The organism is Kribbella sp. NPDC048837, assembly GCF_055586945.1.
Map to the genome: position 1 here is coordinate 205,112 of NZ_JBVJHF010000004.1, position 22,257 is coordinate 227,368.

The window sequence follows — 22,257 nt, forward strand, 5'->3', positions numbered from 1 at the left end:
CCAGTGGGGAACGTCTCAGGCCTTGATATGCTGCGATCAGGCGTTATAACCGAAGGGAGAGCCGGTGACGAAGGCGGAGGTTGCCTACGAGCTCGTCCGCGAGCAGGTGCTGCGGGGCGACCTCGTGCCGGGTGCGGTCATCCCCCAGGCCGCGCTCGCCAGCGAGCTCGGCGTGAGCACGACCCCCCTGCGGGAGGCGCTGCGCCGGCTGATGACCGAGGGTCTGGTCGAGCTGGACGCGCACCGGGACGCGCGCGTCACCCGGCTGACCGCCGAGGAGGCCCGGGACCTGATCGAGATCCGCCGGTCCCTCGACCCGTTGGCGGCCGGCCTGGCGGCGGAACGGCGTACTCGGGAGGACCTCGCGCTGATCCGGGCGACGGCCGACGAGCTGCTGCCGTTGCGGACCGACCCCGGGCCGGTCGAGCTGCTCACCCACCGGCGGTTCCACGTGGCGATCTACTCGGCCTCGCACAACCAGATGCTCGTCCAGACCCTGGACGGGCTGTGGGACAAAGCCGACCGGTACCGCAGGCTTGCTCTCGAGAACGGCCGGACCGAGGAGGACCTGGACCGCACCCACACCGAACACCGCGCGATGGTCGAGGCGATCGCGGCCGGGGATTCCGATACCGCCGCCGCGGTCATGCTCGCCCACGTGGACGCGAGTCTCGGTGCGCGCGCGGTCGACCGCCTCACGTCCGCCGCCGATCAACCCGTCGCCCGGTCACTCCGGGGCATCCGAGGAGGCCGACCATGAGCGACCGGTGGACCGGGTTCCAGTATCGCGAGGTCGACGCGGACGGCTGGACGACGTTCTGGCGGCTCGACCCCCGCGGCCAGGACTTCCGCCTGTCCGACTGGACCGGATCCCCGGATCGCCCGGGCCACCGTCTGTGGGAGCGCGCCGCGACCCCCGCCGGAGTGCGCGGATCCTGGCGTACGTCGGCCACCTCGGTCGGACTGGAGATCCGGGCCGCACGCGGTATCGCCAAAGCCATCGCGCCCGTCGACGTCCTGGTGGACGGCGAGCTGCACCGCCGGTGTGCGGTGCTCGAGGGCGAGCAACGGGTGGCCGTCGATCTGCCGGGTCACCCGGTCGAGGTCGAGATCTGGCTACCGCAGGCCGGGATGATCGGGATCCGGGGCCTGACCTTCGACGGTGAGGCCGAGCCGCTCGCGCCGGCCGGGCCGCGGTGGATCACCTACGGCAGCTCGATCACCCAAGCCGGCGGGGCGTACGGACCGTCGGAGACCTGGCCGGCGCTGGTCGCCCGGCACCATGGCTGGGACTGCGTCTCCCTCGGTTTCGCCGGTGAGTGCCACCTCGATCCGATCGCCGCGCGGACGATCCGCGACCTCCCGGCCCGGCTGATCTCACTGTGTCTCGGCGTCAATATCCACGGCGGCGCGACCTTCAGCGGCCGGACGCTCCCCGGCCAGATCGAGGCCTTCATCTCCACGGTCCGCGACGGTCATCCCGAGACCCCCGTCGTCGTGATCACCCCGCTGGTCGCCCCGGACCGCGAGGGCAAACCGAACGCGGTCGGCCTCACCCTCGACGACGTCCGCGACTGCGTCGAGCTCGGCGCCCGGACCGACCCCGCGGTCCAGGTGATCGACGGCCGGACGATCCTGAGCGTGGACGAAGCTCGGGCCCTGTATGCAGACGATGTGCATCCAGGGCCCGACGGCTACCGGCTGATCGGCGAGCGCCTCGCCGGTCTGCTCACTCTCCCGCAGTAAGGCTCGTGCCGAGCGCCTGCCAGTCCAGGACCGGGGCGGCGAGCTGACTGATCGTCGCCAGCAGGCCGAGCCGGGCGGCACGCAGGTCCGGGTCCTCGGCCATCACCAGGATCTCGTCGAAGAACGTGGTGACCGGCTCGACCAGGACCGACGCGGCACTGACGAAGTCGGCCAGCGCGGTCGGCGCCTGACCGACCTTCTGGACGGCCTCGTGCAGGACGACCTCGGCGGGCTCGGTCAGCTTGCTCGCGTCGTACGACGGCTCGGTCCCCTCCGGGACGATCCGGCGGACCCGCTGGAGCACCGCGACCAGGTCGGCGAAGTCGCTGTTGCCGACCAGCTCCCGCAGCGACGACAGCGTCTCGTCCGCGACCGCCGGAGCCGTTGCCAACGGCAACACCGCGGCGACCTGGAGGTGGTCGTCACCCCGGTCGAGCAGCTGCTGCTCGTACCGCCGGACGGTGAACTCGGCCACCTCGTCGAGCGATTCCGCCGGTACGTCGATGCCCTGGGCACCGATCTCCGCGGTGGCGGCGTGCAGGCCCTGCTCGAGGGTGATCGCCCGCAGCTCCGGGTGCTCGCGCAGGATCGCGACCACACCGGCGGCCGCCCGGCGCAGCGCGAACGGGTCCGAGCTGCCGGTCGGCTTCGCACCGATCCCGAACAGCCCGGCCAGCAGGTCGAAGCGGTCCGCCAGCGCGAGCAGCGCGCCCGGAGTCGTCGACGGGACCGGGTCACCGGCCGACCGCGGCAACTCCATGTCGTACAGCGCCTGCGCGACCGCTTCGGTCTCGCCGGCCCGGCGCGCGTACTCCCGGGCCATCGTGCCGGCCAGGCTGGTCAGCTCGACCACCATCTGCGACCCGAGATCGAACTTCGCCAGCTCCGCGGCCCGCTGCAGCGTGGTCAGGTCGTCCTCGCTCAGGTCGACCTTCGACGCCAGCGAGAGCGCGATCCGGCCGATCCGCCCGGCCCTGTCCGCCATCGACCCGAGCCGCTCCTCGAAGGCCAGCTTCTCCAGCTCGCTCTTCATGTCCTCGAGCGAGGTCTCGAGGTCGGCCCGCCAGAAGAAGGCGGCATCCTCGTAGCGCGCCCGCAGGACGGCCTCGTTGCCGCCGCGGACCACGTCCTCCTCGACCGCACCGTTGGCAACGGCAACGAAATGCGGCAGCAGCTTGCCGTCCGCGTCGCGGACCGGCAGGTAGCGCTGGTGCTTGCGCATCACGGTGGTGAGGATCTCGCCCGGGAGGTCCAGGTAGTCGGCCGCGAAACCGCCGAGGATCGCGGTCGGCTCTTCGACCAGGTTCACGATCTGGTCGACCAGGGCTGACTCGCCCTCGACGTCGACCGTGCCGCCGACGCCCGCGGCCAGCTCGCGCGCCGCGGTCACGATCTGCTCGCGCCGCCGCGCCGGGTCGGCCTCGATGCCGTGGATCCGGAGCAGGTCCAGGTACCCCTCGGCCGCGGCGATCTCCACCTTCGGCTGCGCGGCGTTGCGGTGAACGCGGGTGATCCGGCCGGAGGCCAGGCTCGACACCGACACCGGGACGACCTGGTCGCCGAGCAGCGCGACCAGCCAGCGGATCGGCCGGGTGAACGACAGCTTGGCGTCGTTCCAGCGCATGTTCTTGTCCGACCGCAGCCCGCTGACGATCTCGCTCAGCACGCCGCTCAGCACCTCGGCCGCCCCGCGACCCGGGTCCGGCTTCGTCACCGCGACGTACTCGACGCCGTCGACGTCCAGGTCGTGCAGCTCGCTGACGTCGACACCCTGCCCGCGGGCGAATCCGGCGGCGGCCTTGGTCACGTTGCCGTCGGCGTCGTACGCGGCCGACTTCCGCGGGCCGCGCACCACGCGCTCGGCGTCCGGCTCACCGGCCTGCACACTGGCGACGAACGCGACCACCCGGCGTGGCGTCGCGTACGTCGTGATGTCGCCGTGCCCGAGCCGGGTCGCGGCCAGCTTCTCGGTGAGCGCGGTCTTCACGGCCTCCGCGGTCTTGGTGACCTCCGACGGCGGCATCTCCTCGGTGCCGATCTCGAAGGTCAGCTGCCGGGTCCCAGTGGTGACCGGGAACTCGGTCGGCACCGGCGCCGGCGCGGGCAGCTCGGCGATCCCCAGCGGGTGCTCGAGCTCGGTCCGGCGCTCGGCCCACAGCCGCGAGACCTCGCGGGCCAGGGTCCGCATCCGGCCGAAGGCCTTGGCGCGTTCCGTCGTACTCACGGCGCCGCGGGCGTCGAGCACGTTGAACGTGTGCGAGCAGCGCAGCACCATGATGTGCGCGGGCACCGGGAGCCGGTCGTCGATCATCCGGCGGGCCTCGTTCGCGTACTCCTCGAACAAACGCTTCTGCGATTCCACGTCGGCGTCGTCGAGGTAGTACCGGCTCATCTCGTACTCGGCCTGGCCGAACGCCTCGCCGTACGAGATGCCCGGCGCGTAGGCGATGTCCTTGAAGTGCGAGACGCCCTGCAGCGCCATCATGATCCGCTCGATGCCGTAGGTGATCTCCACCGACACCGGGTCCAGCGTCATCCCGCCGGCCTGCTGGAAGTAGGTGAACTGGGTGATCTCCAGCCCGTCCAGCCAGACCTCCCAGCCGAGCCCCCAGGACCCGGTCGCCGGGTTGGCCCAGTTGTCCTCGACGAACCGGACGTCGTGGGCGTGGATGTCGACGCCGAGCGCCTCCAGGCTGGACAGGAACAGCTCCTGCGGGTTGCCCGGGTCCGGCTTGAGCACCACCTGGAACTGGGTGTGGGTCTGCAGGCGGTTCGGGTTCTCGCCGTAGCGGCTGTCGTCGGGCCGGACACTCGGCTCGACGTACGCGACCCGCCACGGCTCGGGACCGAGCACGCGCAGGATGGTCGCCGGGTTCAGCGTCCCGGCCCCGACCTCGGTGTTGAACGGCTGCACGACCATGCAGCCCCGGTCGGTCCAGTACTTCGTCAGCGCGAGCAGCGCATCCTGCATCGTGAGCACAACAAACCTCGTGCGATCTTCCGGAGGGGGTTCAGGACACGAAGTCTATTAGCCCCGGTCCGTCCATCCGGCCGTCGGTCGTTCGTGGAGGGGGTATGGACAACACATTGGTGGTTCCCGAGGCGGAGTTGTACTACGAGCTGCGCGGCTCCGGGCCGTTGCTGGTCCTGGTCGGCGCACCCATGAACGCGGACGCGTTCGCACCCCTGGCCGAGCTGCTGGCGGCGGACTTCACGGTCCTGACCACGGACCCGCGCGGGGTGAAACGGAGCAAGCTCAGCAGCGGCGGTACGTCGACACCCGGGCAGCGGGCCGACGACCTGGCGCGACTGATCCGGCACGTGGACCTGGGTCCGGCGACGGCGCTCGGGTCGAGCGGCGGAGCGGTCAGCGTGCTGGCGCTGGCCCAGGCCCACCCGGAGGTGGTGAGCACGGTGATCGCCCACGAGCCGCCGCTGGACCGGCTGGTGGAGGACGGCGACGAGCTGCTCGCGGCGTCCGAGCGGATGATGGCCGACTACCTGGCCGGGGACGTGATCGGCGCCTGGAAGCAGTTCTTCGCGATCGCGAACATCCAGGTGCCGGACGGCATGATCGAGCAGATGTTCGGCGGCGAACGGGATCCGCAGCAGGTCGCCGACGAGCGGTTCTGGTTCGGCCACGAACTGCGGGAGTCGGTCAGCTGGCTCCCGGACGTGAGTACCCTGCGCGGCACCGGCGTACGGATCGTGATCGGAATCGGCGAGGAGTCGACGGGTCAGCTCTGCGACCGGACCTCGACCGCGCTCGCCGGACGGCTCGGGATCGCACCGACCCGTTTCCCGGGCGACCACACCGGTTTCGTGGACCGCCCGGAGCCGTTCGCGACCGCTCTGCGGGCGGTCCTCACCGTGAGGTGAGACTCCCTCGTGGGTCCTGCGGTGGAGTATGTGAAGCTGGGGGTGTCCGGTGCGTGCGCGGGTGTCAAAGCGGTCGCGCCGGGCACTGGTCGGAGGTGCCACCTCGCCCGATCCACCGCGTGGCGCCTTGACCTCAACCGTGGTTGAAGTTTCAAGCTGGTGCCGCTGAAACAGGACATCGGAGATATCGGCCCTCTCCGGGCCCCGACGAAGGAGCAGAGTTGACCACGTACACGCTTCCCGACCTCCCCTACGACTACGGCGCACTGGCGCCGAGCATCGCCGGCGAGATCATGGAGCTGCACCACTCCAAGCACCACCAGACCTACGTCAACGGCCTGAACGACACCCTGGAGAAGCTGGCCGCGGCCCGCGAGAAGGGCGACTTCGGCGCGATCGTCGGGCTGGAGAAGTCGCTCGCCTTCAACCTCGGCGGGCACGTCAACCACTCGATCTTCTGGAAGAACCTGTCGCCGGACGGTGGCGACAAGCCGGACGGCGAGCTGGGTGCGGCGCTGGACGAGTACTTCGGCTCGTTCGACGCCTTCCAGGCCCACTTCACCGCCAGCGCCACCACGATCCAGGGCTCCGGCTGGGCGATCCTCGGCTGGGACGCGCTGGCCGGCCGCCTGCTCGTGCACCAGCTGTACGACCAGCAGGGCAACCTGCCGGCCGGGCAGATCCCGATCGTGATGCTGGACATGTGGGAGCACGCGTTCTACCTGCAGTACAAGAACGTGAAGCCGGACTACGTGAAGGCCTGGTGGAACGTGGTGAACTGGGGCGACGCGCAGGCGCGTTTCGACGCCGCCCGCAGCGGCGCCGCCGGTCTGATCGCCGGGGCCTGACAGCGCTTCGGGGTCCGGTGAGCCGTCGGTTCGCCGGACCCCACGCTCAGTTCGTGAAGAACCCGGTCAGCACCGGGGCGATCGCGGACGTCTTGATCATGTGGTTCTGACCGGGGACCTCGCGGTGCTCCGCACCCGGTACGGCGCCGGCCAGCGCGCGGACCGAGGTCTTCATCCACCCCGGGCTCTTGCCGCCGTTGACCACCAGGACCGGGATCCCGATCGCCGCCCACTGGGACGCGTCCAGCGGCTTGCCGGCGACGTTGCCGCCGACCACGCGAGCGTCGTACGGCAAGGTCGGCGCCATCGCCTTCAGCTGCTTCCAGGCCGGCATCAGCTTCATCATCGCGACGAACGGGCCGGGCAGGCCGATCACCGTCGTCATGAAGTACTTCACCGCGTCCGCCGGGCCGCGAGCCTCGAGGTCCTCGACCCAGGTCGCCGGAATCGGCGGACGGCTGTCGTCCACCACGAACGGCGGCTCGAACGCGACCACCTTCTCGATCGCCACCCCCGCCGCCGCGGCCCGCAGCGCCAGCGCCGCCCCGGACGACGAGCCGTAGACGTACGCCGAACCGCCCGCGACCTCGATCACCGCGGCGAGATCCTCGATCTCGCGATCCACCTCGTACGCGTCCGTGTCGCCGGATCCACCCCGGCCGCGCCGGTCGTAGTTGTAGACCGTGAAGCTCGGCGCGAGGGTCTCGGCGAGGTCGGGCATGGGGCCTTGGGCCCGCCCGCAGAGGGCACCGTCGACCAGGACCACGGCCGGTCCCTCGCCACGCTGGTCGTAGGCGATCGTCGTACCGTCCTTGGACACCACAGTGTTGGTCATGCGAAGAACTCCTTCAGGAAGGGAGCCAGCGCGGCCGGGTCCACATTGTGCTGCTGGTCGGGGACGACGCGGCCGGTCGCGTTCGGGATCGCTGCCACCACGGCCTGGTTGCCGAGCTTCATCCACTCCTCCGACGCGCCGCCGGTGAACACCCTGGTCGGCACGCTCACCGAGCCGGCCTCGGCCGGGATCGAGTAGTCGCCCATCACGGTCGCGTCGTAGGCCAGGGTGTGCGCGATCGCCTCCTGGGCCGGCCACCACGGCGACTCCTTCGCCATCGCGACGAACTCGGCCGGCAGCCCGACCACCTCGGCCATGAAGTACTCGGCGGCCTTGTCCCGGCGACCCTCGGCGACGAACGCGCGGTAGATCGACGCGGTGTCGGCCGGCGGCCGGTTCCGGGTGCCTTCGAGGATGTACGGCGGCTCCCAGAGCGCGAGCCTGTTCACCGGCCGGCCGGCCGCGGTCGCCAGCAGGGCGAGCGCGGCACCGGACGACGTCCCGTACAGGTGGGCCGCGCCGCCTGTCGCGGCGAAGATCGCGTCCAGGTCCTCGAACTCACGCTCGATCGCGTACTCGGCGCCGTCGCCGGAGTCGCCGCGACCACGACGGTCGTAGTTGTAGACGCTGTACTCCTGCGCCAGCAGCGCTGCCAGCGGGGCGTTCGACATCCGGTCCACCGAGCCGCCGCAGACGAGGACCACCGCGGGTCCGTTGCCGAGCCGGTCGTACGCGATGGCGGTGCCGTCCGCCGAGGTGACCTTCTCCATGGTGTTCCTCCTGATTGATGGGTCTCACCACGGCGTCGTACGACGACCATCCGAATCGACCCCGTGTGACCTAGGTCACGCAGGCGGCGGCGCGTTCGAGGAGGAGGGTGCGTTCGCGTTCGTTGCGGGTGAGGGCGGCGGCCTTCTCGAACTCGGTCCGGGCTTCGTCGAGGCGGCCGAGTTTGAAGAGCAGGTCGCCACGGACGCTCGGGAGCAGGTGGTAGTCCTTCAGGGACGGGTCGTCGGCGAGCGCATCGACGGCTTCCAGGCCGCGCTGCGGGCCGAACGCCATCGAGATCGCGACCGCCTGGTTGAGCTCGACGACCGGTGACGGCGTGACCTGCGCGAGGACGGCGTACAGGCCGGCGATCCGGGCCCAGTCGGTGTCCTCGGGGTCGGCGGCGCGGGCGTGGCAGGCGGCGATCGCGGCCTGCAGGAGGTACGGGCCGGGCGGCTTCTCCAGCGCCCAGGCACGGTCCAGACCTTCGAGGCCGCGGCGGATCAGCAGGCGGTCCCAGCGCCGGCGATCCTGCTCGAGCAGCAGGACCGGCTCACCTTCCGGACCGACCCGTGCGTTCGCGCGGGACGACTGGAGCTCCATCAGCGCGAGCAGGCCGTGGACCTCAGGCTCGTCGGGCATCAGCTCCGCCAGCAGCCGGCCCAGCCGCATCGCCTCGTTGCAGAGCGCCGGACGCATCCAGTCGTCGCCCGCGGTCGCGGAGTAGCCCTCGTTGTAGATCAGGTAGACAACCTCGAGTACGGACGACAACCGCTCGAGCAACTCGTCCCCGGCCGGCACCTCGAACTGCACGTTCGCCTTCGCGAGGTTGCGCTTGGCCCGGACGATCCGCTGGGCGATCGTCGGCTCCGGCGCGAGGAACGCCCGGGCGATCTCGTCGGTCTTCAGGCCGCCGAGCAGCCGGAGCGTCAGCGTGACGCGCGCGTCCGTCGTGAGCACCGGGTGGCAGGCGGTGAACACCAGCCGCAGCAGGTCGTCCTCGATGTGGTCCTCGAGGATCGCCTCCACGTCGTCCTCGACGCTGTCGCCGTCGATCTCCAGCTCGTGGCCCATCTCGGCGAGCTTGCGCTGGTACGTCTCCTTGCGCCGGATCAGGTCGATCGCACGCCGCTTGGCGATCGCCATCAGCCAGGCACCCGGATTGTTCGGTACGCCGGACTCCGGCCACTGCTCCAGCGCCGCCACCAGCGCGTCCTGGGCCAGCTCCTCGGCCAGCCCCACGTCCCGCACGATCCGCGCGACACCCGCGATGATCCGGGCCGACTCGATCCGCCAGACCGCGTCGACCGCCCCCGCCGCCTCCGTAACTGTCACCCGCCGATAGAACAACACACCCGGTCCAACAGCAACCCACCCCTCGCCCGGCACAACCCTCCACCTCAGGGGGCAGCCCGCGAGTCGGAGGGTTGCCCACTCGGAATCTCGGGGGCAACCCTCCAGGTGAGGGGGCAGGCTAGGCGGTGTAGAGGTCGGAGTCGGGGGCGAAGTCGGCCTCCTCGACCACGCGGCGGACCTCGACCTCGTTGCCCAGGGCCTCGGCCAGGCGGGCGGCCCACTCCACCGCCTCGTCGCGGTTGCGGACCTCGACCACGATCACGCCGCCGATCAGCTCCTTGGTCTCGGCGAACGGGCCGTCGGTGACCGTGCGCTTGCCGTCCTCGACCTTCACCCGGGCACCGAGCGAACTGCGGTGCACACCCTCCGCGAACAGCAGGACACCGGCCTTCGACAGGTCGTCGACGACCTTGCCGACCCCCTCGGCCACCTCCGGCGCCGGGAACCGGCCCGCCTCACTGTCGGCGTCCGCCTTGTTGATGATCATGTAGCGCATCGCACCCGCTCCTCGTCGTCTCGGTCGATCTCTTACTCTCACGTCGACCGGCCCACCACCAGATCGACACCCGGTGTCAGACCAATACAAGCGGGATCGGGAGGCGACCCGCGCCCGGCTGCTGGACAGCTCGCGACTCCGCTTCGCCCGGGACGGGTCCGACGGCCTCGCGTCCTGCCGGACGGGCCGGTGGAGGAGCTCCCGGCCAAGCTGCTGCACCAGTTGGTGTTCGAGGACTGGGCGGAGTACGCCGGCGAGCACCCGCTGATCGCGATGCTCCGGTCGGCCGGGCACGCACTTGGCCGCGGCCGCCGAGGCGCTGTTCGGCCGCCCCATCTAGTGCGGCCGGTCTAGTTCGGCTGGTCGCCGTCCGGGTGGTAGGCGCAGGCGTCGACGAGGTTCTGGGTCGGGCCCGGCGGCGTCGCCGGCGGGGCGATCGTCCTCTTGGTCGACTTCGGGGCCACCGGGGTGGTCGGCGTACTCGCCGGGGCGGGGTCGGATTCGAGTGCGTTCTCGACGGTGTCGCGCAGGGCGTCGTAGTCGGGGTGCAGGTACTTCAGCTTCAGCTTCGACGCGTCGAGGGTGACGTTGGAGACGGTCCCCGACTTCACCTTCAGCGCGAGCTCGACCAGCGCGGGCAGGAGCTCCTGCGGGATGTCGGTGCGCAGCAGATGCTGACCGGCCCTGGCGATCGCCTTGTACTTCGTCACCAGCGTCTGCGGGTCGGCGGCGTCGACGATGCCCTTGATCGCGCACCGCTGGCGGACCTGCCGCTGGTCGTCGTCGGCGCCGTACCGCCCGCGGGCGAACCACAGCGCGTGCCGGCCGTCCAGATGCTGGTTCGGCCCGCGCTCGATCCACTCCGACGGCGGGATGTGCGAGCTGCTGATCCCGCCCATCGCGACCCGCTCGTTGACGTTGACGTTGATCCCGCCGATCGCGTCGACGAGCTCCGGGAAGCCCTGGAGGTTGACCTGCAGGTAGTAGTCGAGCTTCAGCCCGATCGCCTCGCCGACGGACTGCTTCAGCACGTCGGCGCCCTCGTTGTCGGACGGGCCGAGGATGCCGGGGTGCGCATCGGGGATGTTCTGGTACATCGCGGTCAGCATCCACTCCAGCCGGCCGTCGAGGCTGAGACCTTCCTTGCCGAAGCCCTGCGGGTAGATCCTGCGCAGCGGCGAGTCCGCCGGGAACGGCATGAAGGTGAGGTTCCGCGGCAGCGAGACCAGCGCCGTGTTGCCGGTCCTGGTGTCGATGCTCGCCACGATCACGGTGTCGGTCCGGACGCCGACCCGGCTCGGCGCGTCGTCACCGCCGATCAGCAGCAGGTTGAGCCGGGGCCGGTCCTCCCACGGGTCCTTCACGTTGACCACCGTCGGCCGGGTCGCGCTCTTGCTCTCCGCCTGTGCCTGGAACACGTCCTGCACGAGGGTGCGCTGCGCGAGCACGCTCTGGACGCCGATCGCCGCCGGGGCCGCGATCGCGAAGCACAGGATGCCGACGAACACCGCCCCGATCGCCCGGCCGCCGGCCCCACCTGTTGCCGGACGCAACGACCGGTGCGAGGCGACGATCACCACGATCCAGACGGACGCCACGGCCGCGATGACCACCGACGTCATCAGCAGCCGGCTCGGTACGACGGCCGCCGCGAGGACCTGCTCCCGCCGGGTCACCGCGACGTACACGCCGAGTCCGACCAGGCCGATGCTGAGGGTGAGGATGAACGCACCGATCCGCCGGCGCCCGCCGACGATCAGTCCGAGTCCCGGCAACAGTGCGCCCAGGAGCGTCAGACTCAGCAGCTTCGGCATCGACCGTGGTCGCTTGGCTGCCGCGCGCGCAGTTCTCCCCATGGCTCCCCTGTCGCCGTCCCCAGATCCAGTGTGCGTCAAGTACCCGCACCTGTACCTCCTCAGACGTGTTACAGGGTCAATCGGTTGTCATACGGACAGATGGGCACCCGCGAAGCCGTCGACCTCGACCAGGGTCCGGATCACGGTGGCGATCCGCTCGGGCGGGGTCCATCTGGTGGTGTCGGCCTTCGGCATCGCGGACCGGTTGGCCGGGGTGTCGATGGTGCCGGGGAGGATGGTGTTCACCCGGATGCGATCGCGTGCGTACTCCGCGTGCAGGGCGTCGGCGAACGCGATCACGCCGGCCTTCGCGGTGATGTACCCGGCCGCCCCGGAGAACGGGCGCTGCGCCGCGCCACTCGACGTACACACGATCGCTCCACCGCCGGCGGCGAGCAGGTGCGGCAGCACCCCCTGAGTGATCAGGTACGTCGGGCGCAGGTTGAGCCGGAGTTGTTCCTCGAAGTCCTCGATCGGGGTCTCGTGCACCCGCGCGCCGGAGGCGAAGCCGCCGACCAGGTTCACCAGCGCGGTCAGCGGCGCGTTCTCGTCGGAGGTGGCCAGCGCGACGACGTCCGCCGTACCGGCCGGGTCGAACGGGTCCGCGATCACCGGGTTCAGCGCCGGATCGGTGCCGAGCCGGGCGAGGGAGTCCTCGCTGCGCCCGGGAACGACGACGCGCCAACCGGCCCGCACGAACTCGGCGGTCACCGCGACGCCCAGTGCCCCAGTGCCGCCGGCAACCACCACGGTGAAGCTCATCGACGTCCTCGCTTAGCTCCGGGCGCCGATGAGGCGCGATTTCGGCTGTGCTCTCTGATGAACTCGCTTCGCTCGTTCATGGCCGCAGCCTAATCCGGTCGCGGCGGTCGACTGCCCAGGGATAGGTTGGATGGTTGTGCGGATTCTGATGCTGGGTGGGAACGGGTTTGTCGGGCGCGCGGCGATGGCCGATGCACTGGCACATGGCGCCGAGGTTGCGTCCTTCAGTCGGGGCAAGTCTGGGACCGACCTGCCGCCGGAGGTGACGCAGCTGGTCGGGGACCGGGACACCGGCGACTACGACGCGCTGCGGACCGGTGAGTGGGATGCCGTCGTCGATCTGAGCGGGTACCAGACCAAGCAGGTCGACGAGGCGATGGATGTGCTCGGCGATCGGGTCGGGCGGTACGTGTTCATCTCGAGCCACGCGGTCTACGTGCGCGATCTGCCGGCGGGCACCGACGAGACCGCAGCCCGGCGCCCGCCGATGCGCGCCGCCGACGTCCTCACGAACGAGACCTACGGCCCCTGCAAGGTCGCCTGCGAGGACGACATCCTCAAGCGGTACGGCGACCGCGCGACGATCGTCCGCCCGGGACGGGTGACGGGTCCCGGTGACACGGCGAGCACCGTCCTCTACTGGGTACGACGTGGCGCCCGGGGTGGCCGGGTCGCGTTGCCGACGAAGCCGGAGCAGCCGCTGCAGCTGACGGACAGCCGGGACCTCGGGCGGCTCATCGTCCAGCTGATCACGGATGAGCGGTCGGGTGCGTTCAACGCGGTCGGTCCGTTCACCACGATCGCCGAGCTGATCGAGATCTCGGCCGAGCTGGGTGGCACCACGGTCGAGTTGGTGCCGGTGCCGACGGACGCCGTACCGCCGCGTTTCCCGTTGGTGGAACCCGAGACCGAGTGGGGCGAGCGGCGACGCAACCCGGCCAAGGCACGAGCCGCCGGCCTGCCGGTCACCCCGGTCCGCCAGACCATCGCCGACCTCCGCACCTGGGACCAGACCCGCGGCGAACCCGACCTCGGCTTCGGCCTAACCCCCGAAGAAGAAACCACCCTCCTCGCCGGCAGGTAGCCCAGGAGGACGAGTGTTCCGCCGCCCACCCCACCCCGCCGGGCCCGCAGGACCGGGCACCTCCTCCGGGAGGGCGAGTGTGCAGCCGCCCACCCCACCCCCGGCCGGGCCCGCCTCTTACTCCGGGAGGGCGAGGGTGCGGCCCGCGTCTCGGGCGGCGTTGATGGTTCGGGTGAGGGTTTCTTTGAGGGCGGTGGCTTCGTCGGTGAAGCCTTGGACGACTGAGGTGTCGCCGGCCGGCTCGGTGCGGGCGAGGAGCTCGAGGTAGCGGTCGCCGTCCTCCAGCGCCGCCTCGGCGCGCAGGGCAGCGTCGGCGGAGCGGACCCGGTCGGCGTACCGCACGAGCAGATCGACCTTGCGTTTGATCGCGTCCACGGAGAGCGCGAGCGCCCGCCGCTGTGGCCCGAGGACGGCCTCCAGCTCGGCGGTCGCCATCCCCCGCGCCACGTCCCGCTGCCGGGCCCGCAACGCGGTCTGTTCCCGCAGCACGACAGCGATGTCCCAGAGCTGCTCGGGCAGCACCAGCTCGTTCTTCACGTCGTCCAGCAGCCCGCGCCGGGTGACTGTTGCCTCGAGCACCGTTTTGACCGCGCGCTGGGCCCGGCCGAGCAGCCGCGCCGCGTCGTCGTCGAAGTCCGCGGGCAGCAGGTACTTGCCGTGCTGCAACCGGACCGCCTTGTGCCCGCCGTCCTCCAGCATCGACTTCGCCAGGATCCCGGCGGTCGCCACCACCGCGATCCCGGCCAGCGCCAGCGCGGCCCACGCGGCGACCTCGGCCGGCAGCGTCGCCGCCATGATGATCAGCGCCAGGATCCACCCGCCGACGCAGACCGCGATCCACACCAGCAGCGTGCCGAAGGTGTTGCCCGGCGCGACCGACCAGGAGGTCTCCCGCTTCGGCCGCGGCGCGTCGGCCGGGACGAACAACTCGGGCCGGCGTTCGTACAACCGCCGTACGCCGGCCGGCACGTCAGGCGCGAACACCGGCTCCATCGCCACCTCCGCCTCGGTCGACCCCCTCGGCACTCAGCGTAGCCGCGTGAAGCGTCTTTCCAGGCCGTCCAGGATCAGTTCGAGACCGAACTCGAACAGTCGGTCCAGGTCGTAGTCGAAGTCGAAGTCGTCCGCGAGCAGGTCGCGGAACCCGGTCAGGTTCCCGGCGGTGACGAGCGCGGCCAGCTGGTCGCCCTGCCGCTCGACCCATTCGTCCGCGGTCAGCCCGGTGTCCTGCTCGGCGTGCGCCTCGGACTCCATCGCCAGCGCGACCCCGCGGACGTACGCGAACACGCTGATGGCGGCGTACAGCGCGTCGGTCTTGTCGACCCGGCCGAGCGCGCGCAGGACGGCGTCGGTGTGCGGGAGCAGGTTCGGCAGGAGCTGCGGCCGGCCGAGGCTGATCGCGCTCGCCAGCCACAGATGCGCCCGGTACGCCGCCCACTGCGACCGCGCCACCGTCGCGACCACGTCCCGCCAACCGGCCGCCCGCTTGCGCGGCAGTGGGTACTCCGCGATCGCGGTGTCGACCATCTGCAGGACGAGCGCGTCCTTGCCACCGACGTAGCGGTACAGCGCCATCGTCGACACCCCGAGCTCGGCCGCGATCCGCCGCATCGACAACGCGCCGAGCCCTTCGGCGTCCGCGATCGCGATGCCCATCCGGACAACCTCGGCCCGCTGCAGATCCAGCCCGCCGCCGTCCAGCTGCGCCGCGCGCTGCGGGACAGCACCGGCCCGGGTGGCGCGCGGCGGCGGACCGACCACGGTCCCGACGCCCGGGCTCGGGTGCACGAGCCCCTCCTGCTGCAGCGCCTGCAACGCCTTCGTCGCGGTCGCCATCGCCACCCCGAAGTCGCGGACGAGCGCCCGCGTCGACGGCACCCGGTCCCCCGGCCGCAGCTCCCCCGCCTCGATCCGGCGCCGGATCTCGGCCGCGATCAGCTGGTACGGCGCCTCGCCCATCAACCCTCCCGAGCTAGTACGCATACATCGTACGCGCACTAGTTCAACATCCTGCGCCTGACAGGTCAGGTTAGGTAAGGCTATCCTCTGCCCATGCAGGAATCGGTGGGGCTGACGGGCGACGACCTCCAGCTCGGGTATCACGGCCGGCGCGTGGTCGACGGCGCCTCGTTGCGGATCGAGGCGGCCAGTGTGACCGCGCTGGTGGGACCCAACGGCAGCGGCAAGTCGACGCTGCTGCGCGCGCTCGCCCGCCTCCATCACCCCGACGCCGGCCGGATCACGTTCCCCGACGGCGGCAACGCCCTCGACCTGTCGGCGAAGGAGTTCGCGCGCAAGGTCACGCTGCTCTCCCAGTCGCGACCGACGCCCAACGGGGTCAGCGTCCGCGACGTCGTCGGGTACGGGCGTCACCCGCATCGCAGCCGCTGGCGCAACGACGACGCGGACGGCCCCCGGGCGATCGATCACGCGATGGAGGTCACCGGCGTGACCTCGATGGCCGACCGCGCCGTCGACGAACTGTCCGGCGGCGAACTGCAGCGCGTCTGGCTGGCGACCTGCCTGGCCCAGGACACCGGCGTACTGCTGCTCGACGAGCCGACCACGTTCCTCGACCTGCGGTACCAGATCGAGATCCTCGACCTGATGCGGGAACTCGCCGACGAGCACGGGGTGGCCGTCGGCGTGGTCCTGCACGACCTGAACCAGGCCGCCGCGGTGGCGGACCGGATCGCACTACTCGATCAGGGGCGAGTGCGTGCGACCGGGACGCCGGAGGAGGTCCTGCGTGCCGACGCCCTGACCGAGACCTACGGCATCCCCATCGAGGTCGGCACCGACCCGGCCACCGGCCTGGTCACCACCCGCCCGATCGGCAAACACCTGTCCCGCGCCACGACAATCTGAGGTCATCTGATGAGACGAACCACTGCCCTGATCGCTGCCGCCCTGTTCGCGCTGACGGCGTGCGGAACCAGTGAGCCCGCCGCGTCCGACAACACCAGCCAGGCCGCCGCCCAGCCGGTGTCGCTGACCGACGCGCGGAACAAGACGGTCGACCTGAAGGCGCCGGCGACCAAGGTGGTCGCGCTGGAGTGGGGCGCGGCCGAGAACCTGGTCAGCCTCGGCGTGATGCCGGTCGGCGTCGCCGACACCAAGGGCTACACGAACTGGGTCACCGCGGCCGAGCTCGACCCGTCGGTCAAGGACGTCGGCACCCGGGGTGAGGCCAGCGTCGACGCGATCGTCGCGCTCAACCCGGACCTGGTCGTCACCACCACCGACGAGGCGGCGAACACGATCGCGCAGATCGAGAAGGCCGCACCGGTGCTGGTGATCCGCGGCGCGGACGCGGCCAACGCGATCCCGCAGATGAAGACCAACCTCGAGCTGATCGGCTCGGCGGTCGGCAAGGCGGACGAGGCCCGGCAGATCAACGCCGACTTCGACAAGGCGCTTGCCGAGGGCAAGCAGAAGATCAGCGACGCCGGCAAGGCCGGGCAGGGCTTCACGATGGCCGACGGCTACAAGCAGGGCAGCACGATCTCGATCCGGATGTACACCACCGGGTCGCTGCTCGGCGCGGTCACCACCGAGCTGGGGCTGAAGAACGGCTGGGCCGGGGCCGGTGACAAGGACTACGGGCTGGCGCAGACCGACCTCGAGGGGCTGACCAAGCTCAAGGACGGAAGCTTCCTCTACATCGCGAACAAGAACGACGGCGGTGACGTGTTCGGCGGTGACCTGGCCGGGAACGCGATCTGGAAGAACCTGCCGTTCGTGAAGAGCGGCAACGTGCACCGGCTCCCCGACGGCATCTGGATGTTCGGCGGCCCCAAGTCCACCGAGCAATACATCGACGCCGCCGTCCAGGCAGTCACCTCTTGACCCAGGTCACCACCGCTCCGGCTGCTGTCGTCCAGCAGTCGGTGCGGCGGGTTCGGGTTGCTGGGGTGTTCTTGCTTGCGGCGATCGCGGTTGTCGTGCTGGCCGGGGTTCATCTCACGCAGGGCACGTCGTCGGTGAACGCCGGGGACCTGCTCCGGCTGCTCGTCGGGCACGGGTCCGACGACGCGGCCAACGTTCTCGTCGCATCGCGGTTGCCTCGACTGCTGGCCGGCGTACTCGTCGGTGTGGCGCTCGGGGTGGCCGGTGCCGGTCTGCAGTCGCTGGCCCGCAACCCGCTCGCCTCGCCCGACACGTTGGGGGTCAATGCTGGGGCGTACCTGGCGGTCGTGGTGGTGGCCGCGTTCGGGATCCCGTTGCCCGTGCTTCCGGCCGGAGGAGTTGCCTTCCTCGGCGGGCTGGCGGCTGCTGTTCTGGTACTGGCGTTGTCCGCGGGCGGCTCGTCCGGACCGACCCGGCTGATCCTGGCCGGCTCGGCCGTCGCGATGGCGCTGGCCGGCGTGACCACGTTGCTGCTGTTGCTGTACCGCGAGGAGACGATCGGCACATTCGCCTGGGGTGCAGGCACGCTGGTCCAGACCGACCTGCACGCGGTCACCCAGATGGCCCCCATCGTTGCCATCGGCATCGTCGCCGCCCTGCTGCTGGCCTCGAAGCTCGACATCCTTGCCCTCGGCGACGACACCGCGTCGGTGCTCGGCGTGAACGTACGGCGGGTCCGCGTACTGATCACCCTGATCACGGTGCTGCTGTCCGCGGCCGCGGTCACGGTCGCCGGACCGGTCGGCTTCGTCGGTCTGGTCGCACCGGTCCTCGTCCGCCTGGTCGCTCCCCTGGTCCCGGGACTCCTCCGGCACCGCGTGCTGCTCCCGCTGTCCGGGCTGGCCGGCGTACTGATCGTCCTCGCGTCCGACGTCGTGCTGCGGGCGGCCTTCGGCGGCCAGGCCGGCGTCGAGATCCCGACCGGCATCATGACGATGGTGGTCGGCGCGGTCGTTCTGATCTGGCTCGCCCGGCGCTTCCGGGACTCCGGTCCGAGCCGATCCCCCGGCGGTGCGAGCTCGGGCCTGCGCAGCCGCCGTACGTTCTGGATCGTCACGGCCGCGCTCGTCGTCCTGCTGGCCGTCGCCGCCGTCGCGGCGATGCTGGCCGGTGACGCGTTCCTCCGTACGGGCGATGTCGTCAACTGGATCAACGGCCGCTCGGGCCGTGCGATCACCTACGTCCTCGACCAGCGCTTCCCCCGGGTCGTGTCCGCCGTGCTGTGCGGCGCGGCGCTCGCGATCGCGGGTACGACGGTGCAGGCGGTGTGCCGCAACCCGCTCGCCGAGCCGGGAATCCTCGGAATCACCGGCGGCGCCGGGGTCGGTGCCGTCGCCACGCTCATCCTATTGCCGTCGGCAAGCATCTGGCTGCTGTCCGGCATGGCCGCGTTCGCCGCGCTGGTCACCTTCGCGGTGGTCTACGTCGTGTCCTGGCGAGGCGGTCTGAGCTCGGACCGGCTGGTGCTGATCGGCGTCGGAGTCTCGTCCGCGGCCACCGCGATCATCACGTTGCTGATCGTCGCGACCGACCCGTGGAACCTCAGCCTGGCGATGACCTGGCTGTCCGGGAGCACCTACGGACGGACGCTGCCCCAGGTCGCGCCGGTCGCGATCGCGCTGCTCGTGCTCACCCCGCTGATCGTCCATGCCCGGCGTGAACTCGACCTGCTCGCGCTCGACGACGACGTACCGCGGATCCTCGGCGTACGCCTCGAGCGGACGCGGCTGGCCGCGCTGGTCTGTGCCGCCTTGCTGACGGCGGCCGCCGTCTCCGCGATCGGCGTGGTCGGCTTCGTCGGACTGGTCGCACCGCACGCGGCCCGCGCGCTGGTCGGCGGACGGCATGCCCGGATCCTGCCGGTCGCGGCGCTGCTCGGCGCGATCCTGGTCAGCCTCGCGGACAGCCTCGGCCGGACCCTGCTGGCTCCGGCGCAGATCCCGGCCGGACTCCTGACCGCGCTGATCGGGGCGCCGTACTTCGTCTATCTGTTGTGGCGGACCCGGGTCCCGGCCCGCTGACTTCGTGTCAAGATGGGCGCCATGCTGCGCGAACTGCACCTCACCGGCAACCCGGACGCCGACAAGTTGCTCAACGACGACCCGTTCGCCCTGCTCGTCGGGATGCTGCTGGACCAGCAGTACCCGATGGAACACGCGTTCTCGGGTCCGCTGAAGATCGCCAACCGGATGGACGGCTTCGACCTGCACAAGATCGCCGCCACCGACCTCGACACCTTCGTCGAGCTCTGCGTCACCCCGCCGGCCATCCACCGGTACGGCGGATCGATGGCCCGGCGGGTGCACGCGCTCGCCCAGCACATCATCGAGAACTACGACGGTGACACCACCAACATCTGGACCGCCGGGCGCCCGAAGCCGGACGGTCCCGAGGTGCTGAAGCGGCTCAAGGCGCTCCCGGGATTCGGCGAGCAGAAGGCCAAGATCTTCCTCGCGCTGCTCGGCAAGCAGCGCGGCGTCGAGCCCAAGGGCTGGCGCGCGGCGGCCGGCAGCTACGGCGACCGCGGCTCCCGCCGCTCGATCGCCGACGTCACCGACGCCGCGTCCCTCGGCGAGGTCCGCTCCTTCAAGAAGGCCGCCAAAGCAGCCGCCGCCGGATCCGCCTGACCACCACCGCCGGCCTCACCGCCCGCACCCGCGGGCGGTCCGCAGCCCCGCGCGGGTTGTCCCTTGTGCTCGCCGGGGTTCCTGCCGAATCACCTTCGAGCAGCCTATGCTCGCTGAGGCGGCAGGCTGGCGGGCTACGGGAGGAGCGCGGATGGACATCCGGGATCTGGATCGGCGAGCCGGCGCGGTGCTCGGTGAGGTGGTCATGCAGGTGCGATCCGAGCAGCTGTGGTTCCCCACGCCGTGCCCGGACTGGACCGTCCGTGGCCTGCTCCGCCACATCGTCAGTGAGAACGAGGGCTTCGCGGCCGCCGCGGTGAACGGTACGGCGCCGACCCAGACCTGGAACGGCGGCCGGCTCGGTGACAACCCGGCCGGCGCGTACCGGCGGTCCAACGTGCAGGTCGCGGACGCGTTCGCCGACGGCGGCGCGCTGGATCGGCTGATGGAGGTCCGCGAGTTCGGCTCGTTCCCGCGCCGGATCGCGCTGACCTTCCACCAGCTCGACTGCGTCGTGCACGCCTGGGACCTGGCCCGGGCCATCGACGTCTCGTTCGAGGCCCCGCCGGACATGGTCGAGATGGCGCTGGGGCTGGCCCGCCGGATCCCGGACACCGACGCCGCCCGCGGCCCGGGCGCGGCGTTCGAGCGCAGCGTCAAGGTGCCCGGCGACGCCCCCGACTTCGACCAGCTACTCGGCCTCCTCGGCCGCAACCCGGACTGGGTCTCCCCGCTCGACTGAGTAGTCCGGCAGGTCGATCGCATCCGGCTGCCCGATCGCCATCTTCGCCAGCAGGCCGGCGAACGGGCGGGACGTCATCAGCCGGGTCGAGGTGTCGCGCAGCCGGATGCCGAGGGCGGTCATCGGCATCGCCATCGTGATGCCACCGGGCGGCAGTTCCATCCGCTGCTCGATGTACGCCTGCATCCGGGCCTGGTACGCCGGGAACGCGCGGACGTGATCGCCGTCCGCGGCGGCCAGCTCCCCCGCGAGGACGTACGCACCGACGAGGGACAGCGCCGTACCGTGGCCGGCCAGCGGTGAGCCGCAGTACCCGGCGTCCCCGACCAGCGCGACCCGGCCGCGCGACCACTCGGGGACGACGACGCGGCTGATGCTGTCGAGGTAGAAGTCGTCCGCGTCGCGGAGACCGGCGAGGATGCGCTCGGTGTGCCAGCCGAGTCCCCTGAACCGATCGGCCAGCAAAGCCTTTTGCGCGGCAATGTCGTGCCGGTCGTAGCTGATGACCGGTGAGCGGAAGCTCAGCAGGGCCTTCGCGACGCCAGAGTCGTGATCCGGCCGCAGTCCGACCCACCGGCCTCGGGGCGCCGAGTAGATCTTCATCCAGTGGTTCAGCGGCTCCGGCGCATCGACGGTGAAGTACGACGTGTAGCCGCCGAGGTGCCGCACGAACTGCTCCTCCGGCCCGAACGCGAGCCGCCGGGTCCGCGAGTGCACGCCGTCGGCCCCGACCACCAGGTCGAACCGTCGCCGGGTCCCGCCCGCGAAGGTCACCCGCACGCCGCTCGACTCCTGGTCCAGCGCGATGACCGAGTCGCCGTACAGGTACTCGACGCCGGTCGTCGCGTCGGCCAGGATCCCGGCCAGGTCGCCGCGGAGGATCTCGATCTCGGCGACCGGACCGGCGCCGTCGAGCAGTTCGGCCGGCATCGCGGCGGCCCGGCGCCCGTTCGCCCGGACGTACTCGAGGCCGCGCTCGTGCAACTGCCGTTCGGCGATCGCGGGCAGCAGGCCCATCCGGTCGGCCACGACCCGCGAGATCCCACGCAGGTCCACGGTCTGCCCCCCGGGCCGTGGGGCGGGCGCGATCTCGACGATCGTCGGCGCGAAACCGTGCCGCCGCAACCAGAACGCCAGCGCCGGCCCGGCGATCCCGGCCCCGGAGATCAGAACAGTCTTCATGGCTCACTCCTCATCAACTAGTGCGCGTACGCCGTACACGGTGCACTGCACTGCCCCTCCGAGGCCAGCGCGCACTAGGGCACTCCCTAGTGCGCCCGACCTGAAGTGAACCGATCCCGAAGAGCGCACGTGTGCCCGCGAAACAAGAGATCACACCGCACGCCCCG

General features: G+C 71.0%; 21 protein-coding genes. 11 read left to right on the forward strand and 10 right to left on the reverse strand.

All coding sequences use genetic code 11. From position 1 onward, the window contains the following. Positions 1-64: 64 nt before the first annotated feature. On the forward strand, positions 65-760 hold the full coding sequence (locus tag ACZ6O0_RS21060) for a GntR family transcriptional regulator (protein ID WP_465766637.1): 696 nt from the start codon (positions 65-67) through the stop codon (positions 758-760). Beyond that, the gene (locus tag ACZ6O0_RS21065; RefSeq protein WP_465766638.1) at positions 757-1,746 is read left to right on the forward strand and encodes a GDSL-type esterase/lipase family protein; all 990 of its coding nucleotides are present in this window, start codon (positions 757-759) and stop codon (positions 1,744-1,746) included. Before ACZ6O0_RS21060 ends, ACZ6O0_RS21065 begins: the two co-directional genes overlap by 4 nt. Here the strand turns inward: ACZ6O0_RS21065 and ACZ6O0_RS21070 are convergent. After that, complete coding sequence (locus ACZ6O0_RS21070) at positions 1,730-4,717, reverse strand: glycine--tRNA ligase (protein WP_465767066.1); 2,988 nt, start codon at positions 4,715-4,717, stop codon at positions 1,730-1,732. The genes ACZ6O0_RS21065 and ACZ6O0_RS21070 overlap by 17 nt on opposite strands. Before the next feature lie 104 nt (positions 4,718-4,821). On the opposite strand from ACZ6O0_RS21070, the gene ACZ6O0_RS21075 reads away from it, so the two are divergent. Both ACZ6O0_RS21075 and ACZ6O0_RS21080 read left to right on the forward strand, forming a co-directional pair. Next, positions 4,822-5,625, forward strand: coding sequence for an alpha/beta fold hydrolase (locus tag ACZ6O0_RS21075; protein ID WP_465766639.1), 804 nt, complete (start codon positions 4,822-4,824; stop codon positions 5,623-5,625). A 221-nt stretch (positions 5,626-5,846) separates the two neighbouring features. Continuing rightward, positions 5,847-6,473, forward strand: a complete 627-nt coding sequence (locus ACZ6O0_RS21080; RefSeq protein ID WP_465766640.1) for a superoxide dismutase — start codon at positions 5,847-5,849, stop codon at positions 6,471-6,473. A 46-nt stretch (positions 6,474-6,519) separates the two neighbouring features. Here the strand turns inward: ACZ6O0_RS21080 and ACZ6O0_RS21085 are convergent, their stop codons facing one another. From ACZ6O0_RS21085 to ACZ6O0_RS21100, 4 genes are all read right to left on the reverse strand, one after another. Further along, on the reverse strand, positions 6,520-7,308 hold the full coding sequence (locus ACZ6O0_RS21085; protein ID WP_465766641.1) for an alpha/beta fold hydrolase: 789 nt from the start codon (positions 7,306-7,308) through the stop codon (positions 6,520-6,522). Next, complete coding sequence (locus ACZ6O0_RS21090) at positions 7,305-8,078, reverse strand: alpha/beta fold hydrolase (protein WP_465766642.1); 774 nt, start codon at positions 8,076-8,078, stop codon at positions 7,305-7,307. Before ACZ6O0_RS21090 ends, ACZ6O0_RS21085 begins: the two co-directional genes overlap by 4 nt. 70 nt (positions 8,079-8,148) lie before the next feature. Beyond that, positions 8,149-9,411: an RNA polymerase sigma factor gene (locus ACZ6O0_RS21095; protein WP_465766643.1), complete on the reverse strand. Its 1,263-nt coding sequence runs from the start codon at positions 9,409-9,411 to the stop codon at positions 8,149-8,151. A 139-nt stretch (positions 9,412-9,550) separates the two neighbouring features. Beyond that, positions 9,551-9,928 carry a YciI family protein gene (locus tag ACZ6O0_RS21100; RefSeq protein ID WP_465766644.1) on the reverse strand — a complete coding sequence of 126 codons (378 nt, stop codon included), beginning with the start codon at positions 9,926-9,928 and terminating at the stop codon, positions 9,551-9,553. Between the two features lie 189 nt (positions 9,929-10,117). Here ACZ6O0_RS21100 and ACZ6O0_RS21105 point away from each other — a divergent pair, with 189 nt between their 5' ends. Continuing rightward, on the forward strand, positions 10,118-10,282 hold the full coding sequence (locus ACZ6O0_RS21105; RefSeq protein ID WP_465766645.1) for a hypothetical protein: 165 nt from the start codon (positions 10,118-10,120) through the stop codon (positions 10,280-10,282). On the opposite strand, the gene ACZ6O0_RS21110 is transcribed toward ACZ6O0_RS21105, so the two are convergent. Both ACZ6O0_RS21110 and ACZ6O0_RS21115 read right to left on the reverse strand, forming a co-directional pair. After that, positions 10,279-11,784 carry an LCP family protein gene (locus ACZ6O0_RS21110; RefSeq protein WP_465766646.1) on the reverse strand — a complete coding sequence of 502 codons (1,506 nt, stop codon included), beginning with the start codon at positions 11,782-11,784 and terminating at the stop codon, positions 10,279-10,281. The two genes, ACZ6O0_RS21105 and ACZ6O0_RS21110, sit on opposite strands and share 4 nt — an antisense overlap. Before the next feature lie 87 nt (positions 11,785-11,871). Then, positions 11,872-12,546, reverse strand: a complete 675-nt coding sequence (locus ACZ6O0_RS21115; RefSeq protein WP_465766647.1) for an SDR family NAD(P)-dependent oxidoreductase — start codon at positions 12,544-12,546, stop codon at positions 11,872-11,874. Positions 12,547-12,676: 130 nt separating this feature from the next. Here ACZ6O0_RS21115 and ACZ6O0_RS21120 point away from each other — a divergent pair, with 130 nt between their 5' ends. Beyond that, positions 12,677-13,630, forward strand: coding sequence for an NAD-dependent epimerase/dehydratase family protein (locus ACZ6O0_RS21120; protein WP_465766648.1), 954 nt, complete (start codon positions 12,677-12,679; stop codon positions 13,628-13,630). A 117-nt stretch (positions 13,631-13,747) separates the two neighbouring features. On the opposite strand, the gene ACZ6O0_RS21125 is transcribed toward ACZ6O0_RS21120, so the two are convergent. Continuing rightward, complete coding sequence (locus ACZ6O0_RS21125; RefSeq protein WP_465766649.1) at positions 13,748-14,623, reverse strand: hypothetical protein; 876 nt, start codon at positions 14,621-14,623, stop codon at positions 13,748-13,750. 33 nt (positions 14,624-14,656) lie between these two features. Next, positions 14,657-15,589, reverse strand: coding sequence for a GntR family transcriptional regulator (locus ACZ6O0_RS21130; RefSeq protein ID WP_465766650.1), 933 nt, complete (start codon positions 15,587-15,589; stop codon positions 14,657-14,659). Positions 15,590-15,682: 93 nt separating this feature from the next. Between ACZ6O0_RS21130 and ACZ6O0_RS21135 the strand changes: the two genes are divergently transcribed. The 5 genes from ACZ6O0_RS21135 (at position 15,683) to ACZ6O0_RS21155 (ending at position 20,908) form a co-directional block, all read left to right on the forward strand. After that, complete coding sequence (locus ACZ6O0_RS21135; RefSeq protein WP_465766651.1) at positions 15,683-16,498, forward strand: ABC transporter ATP-binding protein; 816 nt, start codon at positions 15,683-15,685, stop codon at positions 16,496-16,498. Between the two features lie 9 nt (positions 16,499-16,507). Further along, a complete protein-coding gene (locus tag ACZ6O0_RS21140) occupies positions 16,508-17,479 on the forward strand; it encodes an ABC transporter substrate-binding protein (protein WP_465766652.1) in 972 nt (323 codons plus the stop codon). Further along, a complete protein-coding gene (locus tag ACZ6O0_RS21145; RefSeq protein WP_465766653.1) occupies positions 17,476-19,560 on the forward strand; it encodes an iron ABC transporter permease in 2,085 nt (694 codons plus the stop codon). Before ACZ6O0_RS21140 ends, ACZ6O0_RS21145 begins: the two co-directional genes overlap by 4 nt. 21 nt (positions 19,561-19,581) lie before the next feature. Further along, on the forward strand, positions 19,582-20,166 hold the full coding sequence (locus ACZ6O0_RS21150; RefSeq protein ID WP_465766654.1) for an HhH-GPD-type base excision DNA repair protein: 585 nt from the start codon (positions 19,582-19,584) through the stop codon (positions 20,164-20,166). Between the two features lie 151 nt (positions 20,167-20,317). Beyond that, positions 20,318-20,908, forward strand: a complete 591-nt coding sequence (locus ACZ6O0_RS21155) for a TIGR03086 family metal-binding protein (RefSeq protein WP_465766655.1) — start codon at positions 20,318-20,320, stop codon at positions 20,906-20,908. Here the strand turns inward: ACZ6O0_RS21155 and ACZ6O0_RS21160 are convergent. After that, on the reverse strand, positions 20,858-22,090 hold the full coding sequence (locus ACZ6O0_RS21160; RefSeq protein ID WP_465766656.1) for an FAD-dependent monooxygenase: 1,233 nt from the start codon (positions 22,088-22,090) through the stop codon (positions 20,858-20,860). The genes ACZ6O0_RS21155 and ACZ6O0_RS21160 overlap by 51 nt on opposite strands. Positions 22,091-22,257: the final 167 nt, after the last annotated feature.